Annotated in this window: 24 protein-coding genes; 14 read left to right on the top strand and 10 right to left on the bottom strand. The window is 69.9% G+C overall.

Annotated features, from left to right (window positions below; all coding sequences use genetic code 11):
* Positions 1 to 32 precede the first annotated feature (32 nt).
* Positions 33 to 458 (top strand): DUF5791 family protein, encoded by a 426-nt coding sequence (locus C492_RS20190; RefSeq protein WP_008427024.1) that lies wholly within the window; start codon positions 33 to 35, stop codon positions 456 to 458.
* A gap of 6 nt (positions 459 to 464) precedes the next feature.
* Here C492_RS20190 and C492_RS20195 read toward each other — a convergent pair whose 3' ends face one another.
* On the bottom strand, positions 465 to 761 hold the full coding sequence (locus C492_RS20195) for a HalOD1 output domain-containing protein (protein ID WP_008427026.1): 297 nt from the start codon (positions 759 to 761) through the stop codon (positions 465 to 467).
* 54 nt (positions 762 to 815) lie between these two features.
* Entirely contained in the window at positions 816 to 1,466 is a 651-nt protein-coding gene (locus tag C492_RS20200) for a helix-turn-helix domain-containing protein (RefSeq protein WP_008427027.1), read from the bottom strand.
* Positions 1,467 to 1,604: 138 nt separating this feature from the next.
* On the opposite strand from C492_RS20200, the gene C492_RS20205 reads away from it, so the two are divergent.
* The 8 genes from C492_RS20205 (at position 1,605) to C492_RS20240 (ending at position 8,670) form a co-directional block, all read left to right on the top strand.
* Positions 1,605 to 2,489, top strand: a complete 885-nt coding sequence (locus C492_RS20205; protein ID WP_008427028.1) for an SDR family oxidoreductase — start codon at positions 1,605 to 1,607, stop codon at positions 2,487 to 2,489.
* 62 nt (positions 2,490 to 2,551) lie between these two features.
* The gene (locus tag C492_RS20210) at positions 2,552 to 3,739 is read left to right on the top strand and encodes a DHH family phosphoesterase (protein WP_008427029.1); all 1,188 of its coding nucleotides are present in this window, start codon (positions 2,552 to 2,554) and stop codon (positions 3,737 to 3,739) included.
* Positions 3,740 to 3,935: 196 nt separating this feature from the next.
* Positions 3,936 to 5,051, top strand: coding sequence for a glycosyltransferase family protein (locus tag C492_RS20215; RefSeq protein ID WP_008427030.1), 1,116 nt, complete (start codon positions 3,936 to 3,938; stop codon positions 5,049 to 5,051).
* Positions 5,052 to 5,091: 40 nt separating this feature from the next.
* Positions 5,092 to 5,589 carry a DUF7109 family protein gene (locus C492_RS20220; protein WP_008427031.1) on the top strand — a complete coding sequence of 166 codons (498 nt, stop codon included), beginning with the start codon at positions 5,092 to 5,094 and terminating at the stop codon, positions 5,587 to 5,589.
* A gap of 4 nt (positions 5,590 to 5,593) precedes the next feature.
* The gene (locus tag C492_RS20225) at positions 5,594 to 6,184 is read left to right on the top strand and encodes an NUDIX hydrolase (protein ID WP_008427032.1); all 591 of its coding nucleotides are present in this window, start codon (positions 5,594 to 5,596) and stop codon (positions 6,182 to 6,184) included.
* A gap of 121 nt (positions 6,185 to 6,305) precedes the next feature.
* The gene (locus tag C492_RS20230) at positions 6,306 to 7,085 is read left to right on the top strand and encodes a DUF7388 family protein (RefSeq protein WP_008427033.1); all 780 of its coding nucleotides are present in this window, start codon (positions 6,306 to 6,308) and stop codon (positions 7,083 to 7,085) included.
* A gap of 191 nt (positions 7,086 to 7,276) precedes the next feature.
* On the top strand, positions 7,277 to 7,486 hold the full coding sequence (locus C492_RS20235; protein WP_008427034.1) for a hypothetical protein: 210 nt from the start codon (positions 7,277 to 7,279) through the stop codon (positions 7,484 to 7,486).
* Positions 7,483 to 8,670: an NAD(P)/FAD-dependent oxidoreductase gene (locus C492_RS20240; protein ID WP_008427036.1), complete on the top strand. Its 1,188-nt coding sequence runs from the start codon at positions 7,483 to 7,485 to the stop codon at positions 8,668 to 8,670. The genes C492_RS20235 and C492_RS20240 overlap by 4 nt, the downstream gene beginning before the upstream one ends.
* Here the strand turns inward: C492_RS20240 and C492_RS20245 are convergent.
* Positions 8,667 to 9,110, bottom strand: a complete 444-nt coding sequence (locus C492_RS20245; RefSeq protein WP_008427038.1) for an Hsp20/alpha crystallin family protein — start codon at positions 9,108 to 9,110, stop codon at positions 8,667 to 8,669. The two genes, C492_RS20240 and C492_RS20245, sit on opposite strands and share 4 nt — an antisense overlap.
* Before the next feature lie 156 nt (positions 9,111 to 9,266).
* Positions 9,267 to 9,425, bottom strand: coding sequence for a DUF7559 family protein (locus tag C492_RS24795; RefSeq protein WP_008427040.1), 159 nt, complete (start codon positions 9,423 to 9,425; stop codon positions 9,267 to 9,269).
* Positions 9,426 to 9,725: 300 nt separating this feature from the next.
* On the opposite strand from C492_RS24795, the gene C492_RS20250 reads away from it, so the two are divergent.
* Positions 9,726 to 11,465, top strand: coding sequence for a radical SAM protein (locus C492_RS20250; protein ID WP_008427041.1), 1,740 nt, complete (start codon positions 9,726 to 9,728; stop codon positions 11,463 to 11,465).
* 97 nt (positions 11,466 to 11,562) lie between these two features.
* Positions 11,563 to 11,970 (top strand): TRAM domain-containing protein, encoded by a 408-nt coding sequence (locus C492_RS20255; protein ID WP_008427043.1) that lies wholly within the window; start codon positions 11,563 to 11,565, stop codon positions 11,968 to 11,970.
* Between the two features lie 102 nt (positions 11,971 to 12,072).
* Here C492_RS20255 and treF read toward each other — a convergent pair whose 3' ends face one another.
* From treF to C492_RS20270, 3 genes are all read right to left on the bottom strand, one after another.
* Complete coding sequence (treF, locus tag C492_RS20260) at positions 12,073 to 13,569, bottom strand: alpha,alpha-trehalase TreF (protein ID WP_008427045.1); 1,497 nt, start codon at positions 13,567 to 13,569, stop codon at positions 12,073 to 12,075.
* Positions 13,570 to 13,679: 110 nt separating this feature from the next.
* The gene (locus C492_RS20265; protein ID WP_008427047.1) at positions 13,680 to 14,444 is read right to left on the bottom strand and encodes a heptaprenylglyceryl phosphate synthase; all 765 of its coding nucleotides are present in this window, start codon (positions 14,442 to 14,444) and stop codon (positions 13,680 to 13,682) included.
* Between the two features lie 57 nt (positions 14,445 to 14,501).
* On the bottom strand, positions 14,502 to 15,215 hold the full coding sequence (locus tag C492_RS20270) for a YkgJ family cysteine cluster protein (RefSeq protein ID WP_008427049.1): 714 nt from the start codon (positions 15,213 to 15,215) through the stop codon (positions 14,502 to 14,504).
* A 121-nt stretch (positions 15,216 to 15,336) separates the two neighbouring features.
* Between C492_RS20270 and C492_RS20275 the strand changes: the two genes are divergently transcribed.
* A complete protein-coding gene (locus C492_RS20275) occupies positions 15,337 to 15,600 on the top strand; it encodes a hypothetical protein (protein ID WP_008427052.1) in 264 nt (87 codons plus the stop codon).
* Here the strand turns inward: C492_RS20275 and C492_RS20280 are convergent.
* Entirely contained in the window at positions 15,584 to 16,390 is an 807-nt protein-coding gene (locus C492_RS20280) for an MBL fold metallo-hydrolase (RefSeq protein WP_008427054.1), read from the bottom strand. The genes C492_RS20275 and C492_RS20280 overlap by 17 nt on opposite strands.
* Positions 16,391 to 16,426: 36 nt before the next feature.
* Positions 16,427 to 16,708, bottom strand: coding sequence for a MarR family transcriptional regulator (locus C492_RS20285; RefSeq protein WP_008427056.1), 282 nt, complete (start codon positions 16,706 to 16,708; stop codon positions 16,427 to 16,429).
* 269 nt (positions 16,709 to 16,977) lie between these two features.
* On the opposite strand from C492_RS20285, the gene C492_RS20290 reads away from it, so the two are divergent.
* Together C492_RS20290 and C492_RS20295 are read left to right on the top strand one after the other, a co-directional pair.
* Positions 16,978 to 17,685 carry a class I SAM-dependent methyltransferase gene (locus C492_RS20290; RefSeq protein WP_008427057.1) on the top strand — a complete coding sequence of 236 codons (708 nt, stop codon included), beginning with the start codon at positions 16,978 to 16,980 and terminating at the stop codon, positions 17,683 to 17,685.
* Between the two features lie 52 nt (positions 17,686 to 17,737).
* Positions 17,738 to 18,640, top strand: a complete 903-nt coding sequence (locus tag C492_RS20295; RefSeq protein ID WP_008427059.1) for a glycosyltransferase family 2 protein — start codon at positions 17,738 to 17,740, stop codon at positions 18,638 to 18,640.
* Here the strand turns inward: C492_RS20295 and C492_RS20300 are convergent, their stop codons facing one another.
* Complete coding sequence (locus C492_RS20300) at positions 18,641 to 19,429, bottom strand: enoyl-CoA hydratase/isomerase family protein (RefSeq protein WP_049893220.1); 789 nt, start codon at positions 19,427 to 19,429, stop codon at positions 18,641 to 18,643.
* Positions 19,430 to 19,471: the final 42 nt, after the last annotated feature.

Below are 19,471 nucleotides of genomic sequence, written 5' to 3' on the forward strand. Positions count from 1 at the left end.
TCCACTTGGGGCCGACCGCTGTGGTCTCGCGTATGTTCTACGAACAGCGGACGTCCGTCCCCGAGACGGCGGCCGACCTCCGGGCGGAGTACGACGACCAGCTCGCCTCGATCGTCGACCGGCGCGGGCTCGAGACAGTCGCCGAGCGAACGAGCGCCGATCGCGACGCCCTCGAGGCGCTGCTGGCGGGCGAGTCGCCCGCCCTCTCGCTCGAGGCGGCCGCCGAGATCCAGGCCCTCGAGGACGGGGAGCCCGACGCCGAGACGATCGAGACGATGGCCTGCGAGCACCTGCTGCTGGGGATGACGACGGCGGTGCTCGACGTCGACGCCGTCGAGAGCCACCTGGAGCTCGACCTCGACGCCAAGGAGATTCAACAGAAGATCGAACGGCGCGCGCCGATGTCGTTCGAGGAGTACGTCCGCCTCCAGCACGTCATCGCGGGTCGCGCGCGGTAGCGGCCGTCAGGAGGTGAGGGTTACCTGTCCGGTTCGGTCGACCGACACCAGGTAGCCGGCGTACTCGAAGGTGACGCTGCCCATCGAACGGCCGGTCTCGGCGCGCTCGCGGAACAGCGAGTCGAGCGCCGACGGGTCGATCGCGTGGTACAGCGGGCCGAACTCGTCGGCCAGCTCGAGCTGGTCGACGCCGGTGGCCTCGCCGACGGCCTCGAGAACGGCCTGGCTGAGCGACTGGTCGGGATCGGCCTGGTAGGTCGTCGGGGATCCGTTCGCCCCGTCGGATGCTGTCATCGAAGTCATACCTCCCCGTATCGCCGGGAGCGGTGAAACGGCACTGATTGGATCGCCAACGTTTCAAGTGGGGTCGGCAGTCGCGAGCGTGTTCCGGAGCAGGGCGGCCTGTCCGCGGCGGAGCCGCGCCGACAGCGCCTGATCCGAAATCTCGAGCTCCTCGGCGACCGCCGCCAGCGTGGCCTCCCGGGGCACGTCGAAATAGCCCGCCTCGAGGGCGGCCAGCAGCGCCTCGCGCTGCCTGCTCGAGACGCCGTATGGGGAGGTTTCGGACTCGGACTCCCGGAAGATCCGCCGGAGCCGAAACCCGAGGTCCCGCTCCAGACAGCTCTCGCGGTAGGCCTGCAGCGCCTCGCGGGAGGGAACGCGGGCGCGGATCCGCGTCTCTCCGTCCCCCGTGACGGTGACGTCGCGAAAGGAGATGTCGTTCGTCGCGGCCGCGGGGTAGATCAGCAGGTCGGTACCCCACTCGGTCAGCGCCGCGCTGTAGAGCCGACGCTCGGACAGCGCCTCGAGCAGCGAGTACTCGGCGACGGTGGGATCGTTCTCGAGGGCCGCCTCGATCGCCCCTGGATCGTCTCCGTAGGCCCAGAAGACGAGCTTCGTGGTGTCGTCCCCCGAACGGTAGATCTGCTCGACCGCGAGTTTCGAGCTCGCGACCGCCGTCTCCCGGAGGATCGGCGTCGAGAGCTCGAACTCGGCGATGAAGCTCATACCCCCCCGTTTCGCCTCGAGCGGCAAAGGTGCTCCGCGCGTTCCCGGCTCGAATCGGCCCGGGACCTCGCTCGAGGAGGCGCCCGTCGGCTCCCGGGCCGTCGGTGCGGTTATGGGGGCCGGGCACCGAGTCGGGGTATGCGAGTTGCGATTCTCGGCTGTGGCTACGTCGGCCGCGAACTGGGACGCCAGCTCCTCGAGCGCGGCCACGAGGCGATCGGGGTCCGCCGCTCCGACGACGGGATCGAACGGCTCGAGGGCGACGGCATCGACCCGATCCGGGCAGACCTCACCGACCCGACCGACCTCGAGGCCGTTCCGGACGTCGACGCCGTCGTCTTCGCGGCCAGCAGCGGCGGTCGCGACGCGGCGGCCGCCCGCGAGATCTACGTCGAGGGACTCGAGACGGCGATCGGGGCGTTCGGCGAGCGCGAGAACCCGCCCGAGCGACTGGTCTACACGTCCTCGACGGGCGTCTACGGCGACCACGGCGGCGACTGGGTCGACGAGGAGACCCCGATCGAGCCGATGACCGAAAAGACCGAGGTGCTTGCGGAGGCCGAACGGATCGCCCGCGAGACCCCTCCGGAGTACGGGTTCGACGGCACCGTCGCGCGCTATGCGGGACTGTACGGGCCGGACCGCTACCGCCTCGAGCGCTACCTCGAGGGCCCGGTCACGGCGGGGTACCTGAACATGGTCCACCGCGACGACGCCGCCGGCGCCGTCCGGCACCTGCTCGAGGCCGACCGCGCCCGCGGCGAGGTCGTCCAGGTGGTCGACGACGAGCCAGTCGAGAAGTGGACCTTCGCCGACTGGCTGGCCGACGAGGCGGGCCTCGAGCGACCGCCGAAGCGGACGAAGGCGGAGCGACTCGAGGACGACGACCTCTCCGAGACGGCCCGCCGTCGGATCCTGGCGAGCAAGCGCTGCTCGAACGCGAGGCTCCGGGAGCTCGGTTACGAGCTCGCCTACCCCACGTTCCGAGAGGGGTACCGCGAGGCGATCGCCGCCCGCGAGTAGGTGGCGATTACGCGGAACGAGCCGGGGAGAACCTTCTTGAGGATCCGATGTAATGGTGCGGTATGCGACGCCGAGGCGCCGATAGCGACGGGATCGAGGCCGTCACGCTGGCCCTCGACCCGGCCGGGGATGCGGTTCGGACGCTCGATCCGCTCGTGGTCTCCCTGCTCGTCGTCGCGGTCGGCGGCGTCGCGGTCGGCGGCTGGTGGTTCGGTCGGTGGGTTCGCCGCCCGCCCGGCGTGCGGCTTCGCAACCTGCTCGAGAGCTACGACGAGGTCGCGGTGCTGTTACACCCCAATCCCGACCCCGACGCGATGGCGTGTGCGATGGGGATCGCCGAGATCGCCTCGTCGGTCGACACCGATCCGATCCTGCAGTTTCCCGGCGAGATCCGCCACCAGGAGAACCGCGCGTTCCGAACCGTCCTCGAGCTCGATCTCGAGCGCGTCGAGGCGGCCTCGGAGCTGGCCGCCGAGCCCGTCGTCCTCGTCGATCACAACACGCCGCGAGGGTTCACGGGGGCCCAGCTCGTCGAGCCCGTCGCGGTCGTCGACCACCACCCCGGGAACGGCACCGGAACCGAGTTCACCGACGTTCGGACGAACTACGGCGCGGCCTCGACGATCGTCGCGGAGTACTTCGAGGAGCTGGGCGCCCCCGCGGGCGAGACCGACGGGGGGCTCGAGCCGGCGCTCTCGCCCGCGCTGGCGACGGGGTTGCTCTACGGCATTCAGTCGGACACGAACCGGTTGACCCGCGGCTGCTCGTGGGCCGAGTTCGCGGCGTGTGGCTACCTCTACGACGGGATCGACGAGGATCTGCTCGATCGGATCGCCAACCCCCAGGTCAGCGACGACGTCCTCAAGACGAAGGCCCGGGCGATCACCGAGCGCCGGATCGAGGGCTCGTTCGCCGTCTGCGACGTCGGCTCGATCGGGAACGTCGACGCGATCTCGCAGGCCGCCGACGAGCTGATCCAGCTCGAGGGGGTGACCGCGGTCGCCGTCTACGGCGAGTACGAGGGGACGGTCCACGTCTCGGGCCGCTCCCGGGACGACCGGGTCCACATGGGCGAGACGCTTCGCCATGCCGTCAGCGACGTCCCGATGGCCAACGCCGGGGGTCACGCCCGGATGGGCGGCAGTCAGATCCCGACCGACCACCTCGAGGCGATCGAGACCGAGGACGGCAGCGGGCGGGCGGCCTTCGACGATCGGCTGTTCGCGGCGATGGCCGGCAAGTGGCGGTAGCGCGGTCGACTCCGCTTGCGAAGAACCGCCGCCAGCGCCGACCGATCGCCCGTCTCCGCGGTCGCGACGAAGCAGACGGAGGCGCTGGCGAGTGCCTCCCACAGGGCCAGTCGCGGGCGAGCGGTCACCGACGAGAGCCCTCGTCCGGCTCGCCGGAGTCGTGGTCGTTTTACCGGCTCGCACCAACAGTTGACCGATGGAGTACGTCCAGGAGCGGATCGCGACGCTCCACGACCTCGGCGACGCGAGCCCGTCGGACGGCCCCGTCGCCGAGGCGGCCGTCGTCGTCCCGATGACCGACCGGGAACACCACAGCCCCGCCGCCGCCCGCGTGCTCGGCGAACTCGAGGCGCTCGATCCCGCCGCGGTCGTCGTCCCGGTCCGAGCCTCGGCCGATCGGATCGGGCCGTTTCGCGAGTGGCTCGAGTCGTTTTCCCTGCCGATCGAGGTGCTGTGGTGTAACGCGCCGGCGCTGGAGAGCGCGCTCACGGCCGCGGGGATAGACGGCGGGGCCGGTAAGGGCCGGGACGTCTGGCTCGCGCTCGGGCCCGCCGCCGAGGCCGGCGAGTTCGTCGTCGTCCACGACGCCGACGCCCGCAGCTACGAGGCCGACCACGTCCGTCGGCTGCTCGCGCCCCTGACGGCCGAGTTCGCCTTCTCGAAGGGGTACTACGCGCGCGTCGAACGGGGGCGGCTCTACGGACGCCTGTTCCGTCTGCTCTACGAGCCGCTGATTCGAGCCCTCTCGGCCCGGCACGACGAACCGGTCCTCGAGTACTGCGGCGCGTTCCGGTACGCGCTGGCCGGCGAGTTCGCGATGACCGCCGGGTTAGCCGAACGGCTGCGCCCGCCCCGGACGTGGGGCCTCGAGGTCGGCACCCTCGGGGACGCCCTCGAGCACGCCGGCTTCGAGGGGACCGCCCAGGTCGACCTTGGCGTCCACGAGCACGACCACCGCGCCGTCGCCGGCGAGGCGGGACTCGAGGGGATGAGCCGCGCCGTCGGCGCGGAGCTGCTGCGGGTGCTCGAGGAGGGCGGCGTCGCCCCCGACTACGAGACCCTGCCCGCGCGCTACCGGGAGGCCGGCCGCGAGCTGATCGCCCAGTACCGCGCCGACGCGGCGTTCAACGGACTCGCCTACGATCCAGACGGCGAGCGCGACCAGCTCGCTCGCTACGCCGACGCGATCGCGCCGCCCGGCCCCGACCGCCGACTCCCCCGGTGGCGCGACGCCCCGATCGACCCCGAGTTCGTCCGCGAGCGGGCCCGACCGTGGCTCGAGCCCCGCGTCGGTTCCGCGAGCGACAGCTGACCGCTCAACCTTTATCAGCGCACCGACCGTTGGACGGCGTATGGACGCGACCGCCGACGAACTCGCCGGCGTCGTCGACCTCTTCGGCGGCCTGACTCGGGACGAACTCGATCGGGCCCTCGCGGAGGCCGCGTTTCGCGACGGCGGCGGCGACGTCGATCGCGACGCCCTCGAGGCGCGGGTCGATCGGGCCCTCGAGTCGTTCGCGCTCGTCGCCTACGACCCCCCCAACCGATCGGCCCCCGACGGGATCGAACCCGGCGAGCCGCTGCTGGTCGCCGGCCCCACCGCCTTTCCGACCGTCCCCGACGGCGCGGAGGACGTTCCGCACATCCTCGAGATCGAACCCAGGCGCCTCGACCGCGAGGCCCTCGGGGAGACCGCCCGGACCGAGTTCGTCGCGGCCGTCGAGGACGCCGTCGCCGACGGCGACGACGACAGGATCGAGACGCTGCTGGACGCGAGCTACGACGTCGAGACGTGGGCGCCCGTCGAGCTCGCGGACGAACGCGCGCGCCTGGAGGACGCACTCGAGTGATCCGATGGGACCGAGACTGACCCTCGAGCCCGTCGCGGCCCACCGACCCGACGAGATCCACGACCAGGAGTACGACGCGGCCGTCGTCGCCCCGGTCGTCGAGCGCGACGACGGGGATTACCTGCTGTTTACCCGTCGATCGGACGACCTGGGCAACCACCCCGGACAGATGAGCTTTCCCGGCGGCGGCGCCGAACCCGAGGACGAGTCGATCCTCGCGACCGCGCTGCGGGAGGCCAACGAGGAGATCGGCCTCGAGCCCGAGGAAGCCGAGGTCGTCGGCCAGCTCGACGACATTCGGACGATCTCGGAGTACGCCGTCACCCCCTTCGTGGCCCGGATCCCCAACCGGGAGTACGAGCGCGACGAAATCGAGGTCGCCGAGATCGTCGTCCTTCCGCTGTCCGGGTTTCTCGACCCCGCGAACTACGAGTACGAGCGCCGCGACCACCCCTACTACGGCGACATCGTCATCCACTACTTCCACGTCGACGGCTACACCGTCTGGGGGGCGACGGGACGGATGCTCGTCCAGCTGCTCGAGCTCGCTACCGAGTTCGAGGCCCCCGAACGGGTCGACCGCTCGACGCCGTGAGCGCTGTGCGGAGCGTCAGCTTTTTGCTCGCGGACCGCCCAGAACGGCCATGATCGCGCAGACGAGCGATCGCGTTCCGCACCGATCGTAGCCGTCGTTTCGTCGCGCGAGGTGAGTTCCAATGTTGACCACGAGCACCGTCGCCCGCGCCGGACTGGACGCGATCGCACTGAAACCGACCGAGTGTGACGTCTCCCGAGCAGCATCGATCCCCGCCGAGACGATCGCCGTCGACTACGAGGGTCGCGAGTACGTCCCGGCACCGTCGGTCCTCGAGTCGCTGTCGGCCGACGCCGACGTGTTCGTGACGACCCCGGTCCGGGCCGACGGCTTCGACCCGCTGGGCGACGACTCCCTGCTCGCCGACCTGCCCGCGAGCGTGAGCCGCGTGCTGGTCGCCGGCCACCCCGCCTACCTCACCGACGAGGAACGCGAGCGGGCCGTTGCGCCCCGACTGGGCGCGGCCCTCGAGACCGACCCCGACGCCTGGGTCGGCTCCGAGAGCGTCGAACGGATCGCGATGGCGACGGGCGCGACCCAGTACGACCTGCTCTCGCGGTCGACCCCCCGCGAGCTCCGGGCCCTGCGGGCAGCCGGCTTCGAGGGCGACCTCGCCGTCTACGCGCCCGCGGTGTTCGCCGGCGAGGACGACGCCGTCCTCGACGCCGTCGGCGACTACGTCGCCCGCCGTCGGCCCGTCGCCCGCGCGCTGCCCGAGGACTGTGCCACCGACTCGAGCGCCACCGGGCGCGCACGCGAGGTCCTGCTGAAGGCCGCAGGGGATTACGCGCTGGTCGGCACCGAACGGGAGGTCAGCGAGCAGACCGACTCCCTCCGGGAGGCCGGCGCGACGACCGTCGTCGGCTACCCCGCCCGCGGGCTGGATCCCTTGCTCGAGTAGCGCCGTTCCGTCTCCTGATCGCGCCTTCTAAGGAATTGCTGAAACGGTGGTGTGTCCCGGCTCGGTATCAGTATCAGTCCAAACCGACCACTCTCGGTAGACACGTTCGACCACCCTCGAAGGGGTTCCTCGAGCGCTCTTTTTCGATTCTCCCCCGTGTAAATAAGTTCCTCCGGCGTCCACCGGCGGGTATGACGTCGCTCGCCGAACGGACGACGACCGCCGAGGACCCCGAGGCGGCCGCCACCACGGTCGTTTCCGCCGGAAGCACCGAACCGTACGACCCTGCGCCCCCGTCGGGGGCGGTCGCCCGCGCGACCGGGCGGGAACGTCTCCGCGCGCCGCTCGAGTGGCTCGCCGAGCGCCCGCTCGAGGCCTGCTGGCCTCGTGATCGCCGATGAGCGGGGAGTCCGAACTCGCGGTCGGCGCGGACGCGTTCACCGAGCGCGGTCGCGACCTCGAGGTGGCCGTCGTCGGCGCAGGGGCGATCGGCGCGACCGCGGCCTACGACCTGGCTCGGGAGGGCGCCGACGTGACGCTGTACGACCGCGGGACGATCGCGAGCGGCTCGAGCGGGCGCGCGGCGGGGGTCTGTTACGACGCCTTCGCCGACCCGCTGGACGCCGAAATCGGGAGCGACGCGATCGAGCGCTTCCGGGACCTGTCGGGCGACGACACGTTCCCGTTCGTCGAGTGCCCCTACGTCTGGCTGGCTCGGGAGGGCGACGAGCGAAACGCCGCGGCGCTTCGCGATCAGATCACCCGCATGCAGGAGAACGGGACGATCGCGCTCGAGGTCGACGGCGACGAACTCGCTGAACGATTCCGGGCGCTGCGGACCGACGACGTCGCGGTCGCGGGGATCGCCGGCGCCGCGGGTTACACCGACCCCGCGAGGTACACGGCCTGTCTCGCGGCCGCCGCCGACGGCGCCGGCGCGACGCTGCGCCCGGAGACGCCGGTTCGCGTTCGGACCGATCCCGCGCGGGTCGTGCGCGATGCGGACGGAACCACCCACGAGGTCGACGCCGTCCTCGTCGCCGCGGGCGCCCACACCGAGCGACTGCTCGCGGACGCGGGAGTCGCAATCGCGATGAAACCCTACCGCGTGCAGGCGCTGGTCGCCGACTGCGAACTCGCCGAGCCGATGTGTTACGACGCGACCGCCGAGTTCTACCTGCGGCCCCACCCCGAGGGGCTGTTGGCGGGCGACGGCACCGAGTACATCGAGGCCGACCCCGACGACTACGACCGGGACGCCTCGCCGGGCTTCGCGACGAACTTGCTCGAGCGGGTCGACCGCCGCGTCTCGGGGGTTCACCTCGAGGGCGACGACCTCGTGCGGGCCTGGGCGGGACTGTGTACGGCGACGCCGGACCGGGACCCGCTGGTCGGCGAGCTCGCGGACGGACTCTACGTCGCCACCGGGTTCCAGGGCCACGGCTTCATGCGCGCGCCCGCGATCGGCGAACGGATCGCCGACCAGGTGCTGGGCGGGGCGGGGATCGACCCCTTCGATCCGACGCGGTTCGACGGCGACGAGGCGTTCGACGTCGCCGAGGGGATGACGCTCCCGGAGAACTAGTCGTCGATCGCGATTCCGTCGGTCCCGGGTTCGACCGCTTCCTCGAGCTCGACGTCGTCGACGGCCGCCCGCTTCGGGATCTCGATGCGCAGGGCGCCCGCTTCGGTGAGCGTGGCCGTCCCCGCGTCGGGCTCGACGAGCGCGTCGTCGGGAAGGTCGGCCTCACCCTCCAGTGTCATCCCGCGGCCGGGAAAGCGCATCTCGTAGCCGTCGTGGAACTGCCGGAACCGGTCGATTTGGACCCTGACGGTTCCCTCGAGGTAGCGAACCTGCACGTCGTCGGCGCCGGCACCGGGCGCGTCGAGGACGACGAGGTAGCTGGTCTCGTTCTCGAGGACGTCGACCGCGAGCGGGCGGTGGCGCTGTACGCACCCGTTCGCGCGCCCGATCTGCCGGTAGATGGCCCCGCTCACCGCGCCCGCGAGATCCGAGAGACTCATCGGCGTCGTCCTCCGTGCGACCGACGCGAGCGAGGGCGACCGAACGCCGGGACGGAACTCGACCGAGGGATCCAGGTCATCGTCAGATTCGAACGGTACGGCGGGCTCGCTCTTAGTGATTGTGCCCGTGCAAAATACGGAGACGGCGGCGACCGATCAAAGCTCGACGGGCCGCAGGCAGTCGGTCCCCCCGCAGACCGGACAGGAGAGCTCCGAGACGTCGAAGTCCTCGGGAACGTCGTAGGTGTAGTGGTTCTCGAAGAGGTCGAGAAAGCAGTCCTCGGCGGTGCAGACGATCTCCTCGGTCGGTGGCATGGGCCCTAGTAGCGCCACGAGTACTATCAACGTCGGGGTTACGGCACGCCGAACCGTCGCCGACGCCGAAGCGTCGACTCGATCGAGACGGCTCGAGACCCGTACGATCCGTCGGTGTCGGCCTCTCGACCCGGTCACCGCCGGGCGGGACTGAACGGGACGATACGCCGAGTCACAGCCCGGCGCGTCGGGGCTTTCGGGCGGGACTGAAAGGGGTCACCGCCCGCGCTGTCGTGCAGCGCGGCTGGCGAGGGCTTCCGTGTAGTCACCGTTTTACCGCTCGAGGCGCTACCGGCCGCTATGTCCGACCCCGAGACGCTGTCGGTGACGATCGTCGACGGCTACGTCGACGAACCCGCCCACTTCGGGGTGCCGCCGTACATCTCGACGTACCCCCGCTACACCGCGGGAGCCCTCGTCGACGCGGGCGTTCCACGCGAGGAAATCACGTACCACACGATCGACGGGCTGCGCGACGAGCCCGATCGGTGGCGCGACGTCGACGAGGCCGACCTGCTGATCTACCTGGGGGGGATGACCGTCCCCGGAAAGTACGTCGGCGGCACGCCCGCCGAGCCCGACGAGGTGCGCAAACTCGCCTGGACCGCGAGCGGGACGAGCCTGATGGGCGGTCCCGTCAAGTTCGGCGTCGGCGAGGAAAACGCCGGCGCCACCGAGACCGAACGGCAGGATCTGGACTTCGATTTCGTCGCCAAGGGCGACGTCGAGGCCGCCGTCCACGACGTAGTCGAGAGCGGTCTCGAGGGATTCGACAACCGGATGCGCGACGTCGACGAGGTCTCCCGGTGGGCTCGGGAGGGGGCCTTCATCGTCGAACAGCACCCCAACCATCCCGAGTACCTCATCGCCGAACTCGAGACCTCGCGGGGCTGTGCCTACCGGTGTTCGTTCTGTACCGAACCCCTCTACGGGAATCCGACCTTCCGTCCGCCGCCGTCGGTCGTCGGCGAGGTCGACGCGCTCTCCGATCTCGGCGTCAAACACTTCCGGATCGGCCGCCAGGCCGACATCCTCGCCTACGGCGGCGACGGCGAGGCCCCGAATCCCGACGCGCTCCGCTCGCTGTACGGCGGGATCCGCGAGGTCGCGCCCGACCTCGAGACGCTGCACCTGGACAACATGAACCCCATCACGATCGTCGAGTGGCCCGAGAAGTCTCGGGAGGGGATCCGGATCATCGCCGAGCACAACACGCCCGGCGACACCGCGGCCTTTGGCCTCGAGTCCGCCGACCCGCTGGTCCAGGAGGAGAACAACCTCAACGTCACCGCCGAGGAGTGTTTCGAGGCGGTTCGGATCGTCAACGAAGAGGCTGGCTGGAGACCGGGCGGACCGAGGGATCCGAGGCCCGACGGTCACGCGAGCGCGGACGAGGACGCCCCGACGCGCCTTCCCAAGCTCCTGCCCGGGATCAACCTCCTGCACGGGCTCAAGGGCGAACGCGAGGAGACTTACGAGCGCAACCTCGAGTTTCTCCGTCGGGTGTACGACGAGGGGTACATGCTCCGGCGGGTGAACATCCGGCAGGTAATGTCGTTCGACGGCACCGAGATGAGCGAGACGGGTGCGGAGATCGCAAACGACCACAAGAAGCTCTTCAAGCGCTACAAACGCCAGGTCCGCGAGGAGATCGACAACCCGATGCTCGCCCGGGTCGCCCCGACGGGAACCGTCCTCCCGGACGTCCACCTCGAGTACCACCAGGACGGGAAGACGTTCGGTCGCCAGCTGGGCACCTATCCGCTTTTGGTCGGGATCCCCGGCGAGCGCGAACTCGGGAAGACGACCGACGTCGCGGTCGTCGACCACGGCTACCGGTCGGTGACGGGGGTGCCGTACCCGCTGGATCTGAACGCGGCGTCGATGGACGAACTCACGACCGTTCCCGGCATCGGGAGCTCGACCGCGGGCGACATCGTCGTCAACCGCCCCTACGAGTCGGTCGCCGACGCCGAGTTCGGCGGCGAAGTCGATCTCGAGGGGTTCGCGACGGCGCGGCCGCTCGAGCGGGCCGACTGACGGGGACTGGCGGCCCTTGACTGACACCGCTCACCACGGTAGTCGTTCGGTAGTTCTATTACGGTCGGGGCGCAGAGTCAAACGCGAGGGTCTACCTGTGGAAATATCTGAAAAACTGCTGTGTTTGTTCAGTACGGAAGTCTCGGAGGAGGAGGATCGGTACGTCATCGAGGTGCCACGACAGGAAGTCGAAACCGGCGATATCGACGCCGGCGACGTCTACCGCGTCGCGCTCATCTCTCGTGATGAAGCAACCGAGGACGCCTCGAGTTCGGCGTCCCAGCCCCAGACCGCGCCGTCGGAGCCCCAGCCCCCGGTCGACGTCGACGAGACTCGCTACGTCGAGATCGAGGACATCGGCAAGCAGGGCGACGGCATCGCCCGCGTCGAGCGCGGGTACGTGATCATCGTCCCCGGTGCCGAGGTCGGCGAACGGGTCAAGGTCGAGATCACCGAAGTCAAGTCGAACTTCGCCGTCGGCGAGATTATCGAGGACACGTTCTGAGAGGCCGCGCGATCGAGAGATCGCGCCGGTTCTTCCCGTCGTAAACGGACCGCTCGAGCCGTCGGGACGCCCCGAAAGCGGCCGAGCCGCAAGCGGCGTCGCTCAGTAGAACAGCGCCGGGAGCGCCAGCGCGACGCCGTTCGTCCAGCCGAAGCCGAACTGAAGCGGGTACTCGCCGCCCCCGCCGGCGCCGGAGCCCCCGGCGACGTCGTACTTTTCGAGCATCAACCCGCTACGGTCGAAGACCTCGCGGTTGAGGTCGAGCCAGCGGCCCGCGATCGTCTCCGCGAGCTCGTCGTACCCGTACTGGTGAAGCCCCACGACGGCCATCCAGTGCAGCGGCGCCCACCCGTTCGGGTAGTCCCACTGCTCGCCCGACTCGGTCAGCGTCGTCACCAGCCCGCCGGGGTGGAGAAACCGCTCCTCGAGGTGAGCGGCGACGGCGGCCGCCTGGTCGTCGGTCGCCAGCCCGCAAAACAGCGGCACCGCCCCGGCGAGCGACCAGCTGTCCGTCCGTCTCCCTTCGGTCCAGCAGTAGTCGAAATAGAAGCCCGCGTCGTCGTCCCAGCAGCGGGCGTCGATCGCCCGCCGTCGTCGCCCCGCGGCGCGGGCGTACCGGTCGGCGGCGTCGGGATTCCCGCGGGTCCGCTCCCACCGCGAGAGGGTTCGCTCCAGGCCGTAACAGAGGGCGTTCAGGTCGACCGGGAGCAGTTCGGTCGTCCGGATCGTCGCCAGTTCGTCGCCGGCGAGCCACCGGCTGCTGAAGTCCCAGCCCGACTCGCAGGCCGCCCGGACGTCCCGGTAGAGCTCCCGGTCGGGTCGATCGGTCGTCTCCGCGAGGGCGACGTCCTCGCGGTAGGACTCCTCGCGCGGGGCCGAGCGGTCGTCCCAGTACCGGTTCAGCGGCCCGTCGTCGGTGTGAACGACGCGTCGGACGGCGCGGTCGTCCTCGGCGACATCGTTTCGCCCGTCCATCCAGAACTCGTACTCGCGGCGCAGCGCCGGCAGGTACGGCCGGACCGCCTCGAACCCGCGCTCGCTCTCGAGGATATCGAGGAGGTGACAGAACATCGGCGGGTTCGATCGGCTCGAGTAGTACAGCCGGTTCCCGTTGGGGACGCAGCCGTACCGTTCGATAAGCGCCGCGTAGTTCTCCGCGAGTTCGTCGATGAGGTCGAGCCGTCCGGTGACGGCCAGCCCGGTCGCGGTGAAGTACGTATCCCAGTAGTAGCTCTCCCGAAACCGCCCGCCGGGGACGACGTACCGACCGGGAACCGACAGCAGCGTGCTCCCTTCGGCCCCCTCGGCGGGCTCCCTGATCAGGTGCTCCCAGAGCTCGTCGATGTAGCGCTCCATCGAGAGCCGGGAGGGATCGGCGGCGGTAACGGGATCCTCGGGGAGGGCGAACGCATCCGAAAGAAAGGCCTCGAGGTCGAAGTCGGGCTCGCCGCGTCGCCGCTCGAAGCGCTCCCTGATCGCGTCGCTCTCGTCCTCGGGGATTGCGTCGACGAACGTCTTCGAGTCCTCGAGCGTCCGCGACAGCTGGACGGTCTCGAAGAGCTCTCCGGCCAGTTGCGGGTACGAAGAAAGCGAGCCCATACTGGCTCGATAGTCGAACGGATTTTATTTTCGTTATGATTTCGGACGGCGAGTAGAACGATCGGCACCGAGGAAGTTGCGTCAGGTCGGCCGCGGGTCCGGAACGCGCCCTACCGCGGAATCGTCTCCCGGAACGTCTCGGGATCGTCGTGGAAACAGTCCCCGACGACGACGGCGTCCGCACCGGCCTCGAGGATCTCGCGGGTCTTCTCGGCGCTGTCGATCCCGCCGCCGTACAGCAGCGTCGTCTCCTCCAGGTACCGCGTAGCCGTCTCGACGTCCGCCGTCCCGCCGTAGGTGCCAGAGTACTCGACGTAGAAGATCGGAAAGCCGTAGAACGACTCGGTCGCGAGGGCGGCGCCGGCGACCTCCTCGGGGGAGTAGGCCGCCTCGACCCCGGAGACGGCCGCGGCCGTCGACGCGAGGTGCTGGACGACGTACCCCTCGCCGACGAGCTTGTCAGCGAGTTCGGCGACCGCGTCGACGCCCTTCGAGGCGATCAGCTCGCCGACCAGCGGAACGCTCGAGCCCAGCAGCTCGTCGGGTTTCTTTCCGACCTCGGTGAACAGCTCGAGGTGTTTGCCCACGAAGTGCTTCCGATCCCCGTTGTAGACGGCGGGGATCGAGACGGCGTCGGCCGCCTCGACGGTCTCACGGGAGACGTGCGAGGAGCTGTACGGTTCCTGCCAGACCGGCAGCGACGGAAACGAGTCGGCGACGCGCTCGATCGCCGCGAGGCTGTTGGCCTCGGTGACGCCGTCCGAGCCGCCGACGAGCACCAGATCCGTCCCCTCGAGCGCGCCGAGATCCGACGGGAGGGGTTTCGCCGGATCGACCTTGGTGACGTGGCTGATCGCGTCCCAGTCGATGTCCATAGCCACGGATACCCCGGTCGCCGCAAAGTCCTGTCGGTCTCGAACGCGCTTGCGGCGTCAGTCCTCCAGAGGGGTTCCGTCGATCCCTTTGGCGCCCTCGGAGTCGTGGACGACGACCTCGCCCGGCCCGGGGTCGGCGGGCTCGTACGCGTCCCGGACGCCGATCGCCTCCTCGAGCTCTCGAACCGCCCGCTCTTTCAGGGCGCGGGCGAGCTCCTCGGCGTCCTCGCGGGCGATCTCCCGGCCGAGCCCCTCGCATTCGTGGGCGCGGACGACGCCCTCCTCGTCGACGGCCTCGCCCATCGGCTGGCTCGTGCCCGCGAGCGCGACGCTGAAGGGGTACGTGCGACAGATCAGCGGGCGGTCCTCGTGGACGGTGCAGGCGCCGACGCCGTCGTCGCCCTCGGCGTAGAACGCGCAGTCGCCGCAGCCGTCGGTCTGCAACGCCCACTCGAAGGTCTCGCCCTCGAGGCCGTCCGCGCCCTCGGCGAGCCCGTAGGGCACCGGTCGGGCGACGTCGCGCCACTCGCGGTCCTCGACCTCTGGCACCGCGTCGTCTTCGCCTCCGTCGCTCCCGACGGCGGCGGCCTCGGCGTCCTCGAGCCGGCGGACCTCGTCGGGGAACACCGTCGCCGTATGCTCCTCCTCGCCGTGGCCCGTACAGCAGGCGCCACACCGGGTACACTCGAAGCCGATGGACTCGATGGCGTCGGCCAGGTCGTCGATCGCGAGCTCGCGGGCGGACTCGAGTTCGGCCTCCAGCGATTGCACACCCGTTCGTACGCCTCGAGGGGCAAAAGCGAGTCGCTTGGCTCCGGGCGTCCGTCGGTCGATCGGACCGTCTCCCGGACCGGAACGAACCGTTAGGATCGACCGCGACCTACGGTACCGCATGGCAACGCTCAACGAGGAGATGGCCGACGTTCAGACCGAGATCGATCGCGTCCGGGACCGCCTCCGGACGGAGGTTCCGGAGCTGTTCGCCTTCGACGTGACCGTCAGCGGGATCGAGTACAACGCGAACCACAACGGCGTCTCGTTCACCGTCGAACCGAGCTCGGAAGCCCAAAAGCAGATCGCCGAGGAGTTCGGCGGCGTCCGGGTCAAAGCGGAGGAGCAGCTCAGCTTCGAGTTCCAGTTCACTTCGAGCGAGTGACGCCCGTCTCGAGGGTCGCGGCGCGTTCGCCGTCCCACTCGACCCGCCCCTCGACGGCGAGTTTCTCGAGGTGGGCCCGAACCGTCGCCCGCGCGAGGTCGCGAACGCCCGAGAGGTCCTTCTCGTAGGCCGCCTCGAGGATCTCCGGCGGCGCGCTCGCGCCGTCCTCGACCGCCTCGAGGACCCGTCGCTCGCGGCGGTTCCGGTGGGCGATGAGCCGCTCGAGGGTCTCCCGGGGGTCCTCGATGACGGGCCCGTGACCCGGGAACAGCGTCGGCGGATCGATCGCCCGGAGCCGACGCAGCGTCGTCAGGTACGCTCGCAGGTCGCCCTCGGGGGCGCCGACGACGACGCTGCCCTCGCGGACGGCGCAGTCGCCACAGACGATCGGACCGTCCGCGCCGGCCTCGAAGGCGAGGTGGTCCGGGGCGTGTCCCGGGGCGTCGAGGACGCGCACCCGCTCGTCCCCGACGGGGATCGTCGCTCCGGGGGCGAACTCGCGGTCGGGTTCGATTCCCGTCGCCTCGCGAAACCGGTCGGCGCGGCCGTACCGCGCCCACACCGTCGCCTCGGTCTCGGCCGCGTACGCCGCGACCGCGCCGACGTGGTCGGGGTGGGTGTGGGTGAGGACGACGTGCTCGACGGATCGGGCCGCGACCAGTCGATCGAGCGCGTCGGTTCGGGCCGCGGGGTCGACGAGGACCGACGGCTCCTCGCCGAGCAGGTAGGCGTTGGTCTGGCCCCCGGGCGCGCAGGTCGACACCGGGACGGCGCTGGAAACGACGTTCACGGGCGGACGTTACGGTCGGGGAAAAAAGGGGTGTCGCTACCGCTTCAGGAAGTAGACCTGCTTGCGGGCGTCGCGGAAGCTGTACCGGGAACCGATCAGCTCGACGTCCTCGAGGCGGTTGAGCGCGTAGCGGACGGTCCGGTCGGGCAGCAGCGACTCCTCGGCGAGTTGCCCCTGGGAAAGCGGCGAGTCGGTCTCGAGGACCTTGGCGACGAGTTTCGCGCTCGGGGGCAGGTCGCGAAGCCGATCGCGGTACTCCTCCTCGGAGAGCGACTGCTCGGTAGCGCCGGCGCGATCCTCTGCGGTACTCATGCTCATACCGAGTACAGCGGAGTCGGTACTGGTAAAGCTTCCCTATATGTGGATACGAACAATCCAGTTTGTATAAGGTGTATACCCGACATATTATCACTCCCGATTGACGTGTTCGCTCGCGAACGGACCGATCAACTCGCCGGGTAACCGAACCGTCGGGCTACAGCCGCCGTCGAGGTCGTTTCCGACGTTCGAGAACGTGTCAGTCCTCGGACGGTCGTCGTCGGACTCCAGTATCGTTTTATCCTGTCGTCGCCGTAGTTGGAGCCAGCGTGAAAGGACAGGAGTGGTACCAGGCCGACGACGTCGCCGCCGAGTACGACGACAAGCGGTTCTCCCAGGGCGGACAGCTGATCGACCGCCGGGAGAAGGAGGCCGTACTCGAGGCGATCATGCCCGTCGAGGACCGCAACGTCCTCGAGATCGCCTGTGGTACCGGGCGGTTTACGGTCATGCTTGCCGAGCGCGGCGCGGACGTCGTCGGATTGGACATCTCGGCGGCGATGCTGCAACAGGGACGCAAGAAAGCGAAGGCGGCGAACGTCGCGGGAACCCTCGAGTTTCTGCGGGGCGACGCCGGACGGCTGCCGTTCCCGGACGATCACTTCGATACCGTTGTCGCGATGCGGTTTTTCCACCTGGCCGACGATCCCGAGGCGTTCCTCCGGGAGATGCGCCGGGTCTCGCGCGATCAGATCGTCTTCGACACGTTCAACCGCTTTTCGGCGCGCAGCGTCTACAACTGGGCGCTACCGATGGGGTCGCGCCTCTACTCGAAAAGCGAGGTGAGCGTCCTGCTCGCGAAGACCGACCTGACGCTGGTCGACGTCGAGGACGACTTCCTCGCGCCGTACGGACTCTACCGATCGATCCCGAACGGACTGGCGAACGCGATCCGCTCGGTCGACGAGACGGTAGGCGGCCGCCCGCTGACCGACCACCTCGCGTCGGTCTCCTACTGGAACACCCGCGTGCGGTGAGCGGGATCGAATTCCACCCTATTTTTATCCTCGGACGCGGCTACTGTAGGGCATGGAGCTCTCGGTAGTCGTCTCGACGCTCAACGACCGGGAGCGACTGCTGTCGTGTCTCGACGCGCTCGCGACGGAGACCCCCGTCGAGACGGAACTCGTCGTCGTCAACGGCCCCTCTTCGGACGGAACCACCGGCGTCGTCCGCGAGCGCGAGGACGTCGACGTTCTCGTCGAGATCTCCGAGCGAAACTCGAACGTCTCCCGCAACGCCGGATTCGAGACGACGACCGGCGACGTCGTCGCCTTCCTCGACGCCGGGTACGCGGTCGAGCCGGGCTGGTACGGGGGTCTCGAAGGCGCGGTCGCCGACGGCGCGGACGTCGTCGCCGGCCCGACGGGCGAGGCCGACGGGACGCTCGCGGAGACCGAACGGACGCGGTCGGTCGCCGGACGGGAGGTGACCCTGTTCGACGGCGGCAACGTCGCGTTCGACCGCACCTCGCTCGAGGCCCTGGACGGGTTCGACGAGTACATCGAGGGCGACGGCGCCGTCGACTGTGCCCACCGCGCGAGCGGCCTCGGCTTCGAGGTCGCCTGGGAGCGGTCGATGACCGCTCGGAGCGACGTCGGCGCGGACGGCGGGCGAGCCGACCCCGACTGGGGGACCGCCTACCGGGCGCTCGCCTACGGACTCGGGAAGAACTACGGCCCGCGACCGACGGTCCTCGGGCGCACCGTCGGCAGCGCGATCCGGGACGGGGCCGCGGGCGTTCGGGGGATCGTCGCCGGGAGCGCGACGCCGACGGGCTGGTTCTCGGACGGCGTCGACGTCGTCACGAACGCCGCCGGCGGCCTCAAGGACGGGCTCCGAGCCCGGTACGCCGACCGGTCGACGCGGCGCAATCCGAACGGGCTGTCGGTGCGCCACGACCGGGCCGTTCGGATCTACGACCGCCGGTGATCACTCCCCGCGGAACTGCGGCTCCCGGTCGGCGAGTCGCGCGTCGAACCCCTCCCGGTAGTCGTCGGTGTCGTCGAGTTCGCGCGCCAGGGTGCGCTCGAACTCGAGTCCCCGGTCGAGTGGCGTCTCCAGGGCGGCGTTGAGCGCTCGTTTTCCGTTCTCGAGGGCCAGCGGCGCGTTCTCGCAGAGTCGGTCCGCGAACGCCTTCGCGCGCTCGTCGACCGCCTCGTCGGCGCAGACCTCGTGGACGAGCCCCATCCGTTCGGCCGCTTCGGGGTCGACGTACTCGCCGGTGAGAACGATCTCCTTCGCCTTCGAGAGTCCCACCAGTCGGGGGAGGCGCTGGGTGCCGCCACCGTGGGGGAACGTGCCGAGCGTCACCTCGAGCAGCCCGTACTTCGCGTCGCGGCCCAGAATCCGGAAGTCACAGGGCAGCGTCAGCTCGAACGCGCCGGCCGGCGCGGCCCGCTTGATGCCGACGACGGTCGGCTGTCGCGTCGTCTCGACGGTCTCGAGCAGGGTCGGGAAGACGTCCCGGTCGACGTCGGAGTCGGGCTCGACCCGGTCGCGCATCATCTCGAGATCCATTCCGGCGCTGAGGACGGGCCCCTCCCCGAGCAGGGTGACCGCCCGGACGTCCTCGTCGGCGTCGACGCGTTCGAACGCCGCGGTCAGATCCCGTATGAGTTCGACCGACATCGCGTTTCGCTTCTCGGGTCGGGCGAGGTAGACGTCGGCCCGTCGGTCGTTCCGATCGATGCGTGCGAGTCCCGTGCCAACGGATTCCATGCCCGAGCGGTTCGCCGCCAGAGCCATAACGTTCGGGGCCGC

The organism is Natronococcus jeotgali DSM 18795 (genome assembly GCF_000337695.1).
Lineage (GTDB): Archaea > Halobacteriota > Halobacteria > Halobacteriales > Natrialbaceae > Natronococcus > Natronococcus jeotgali.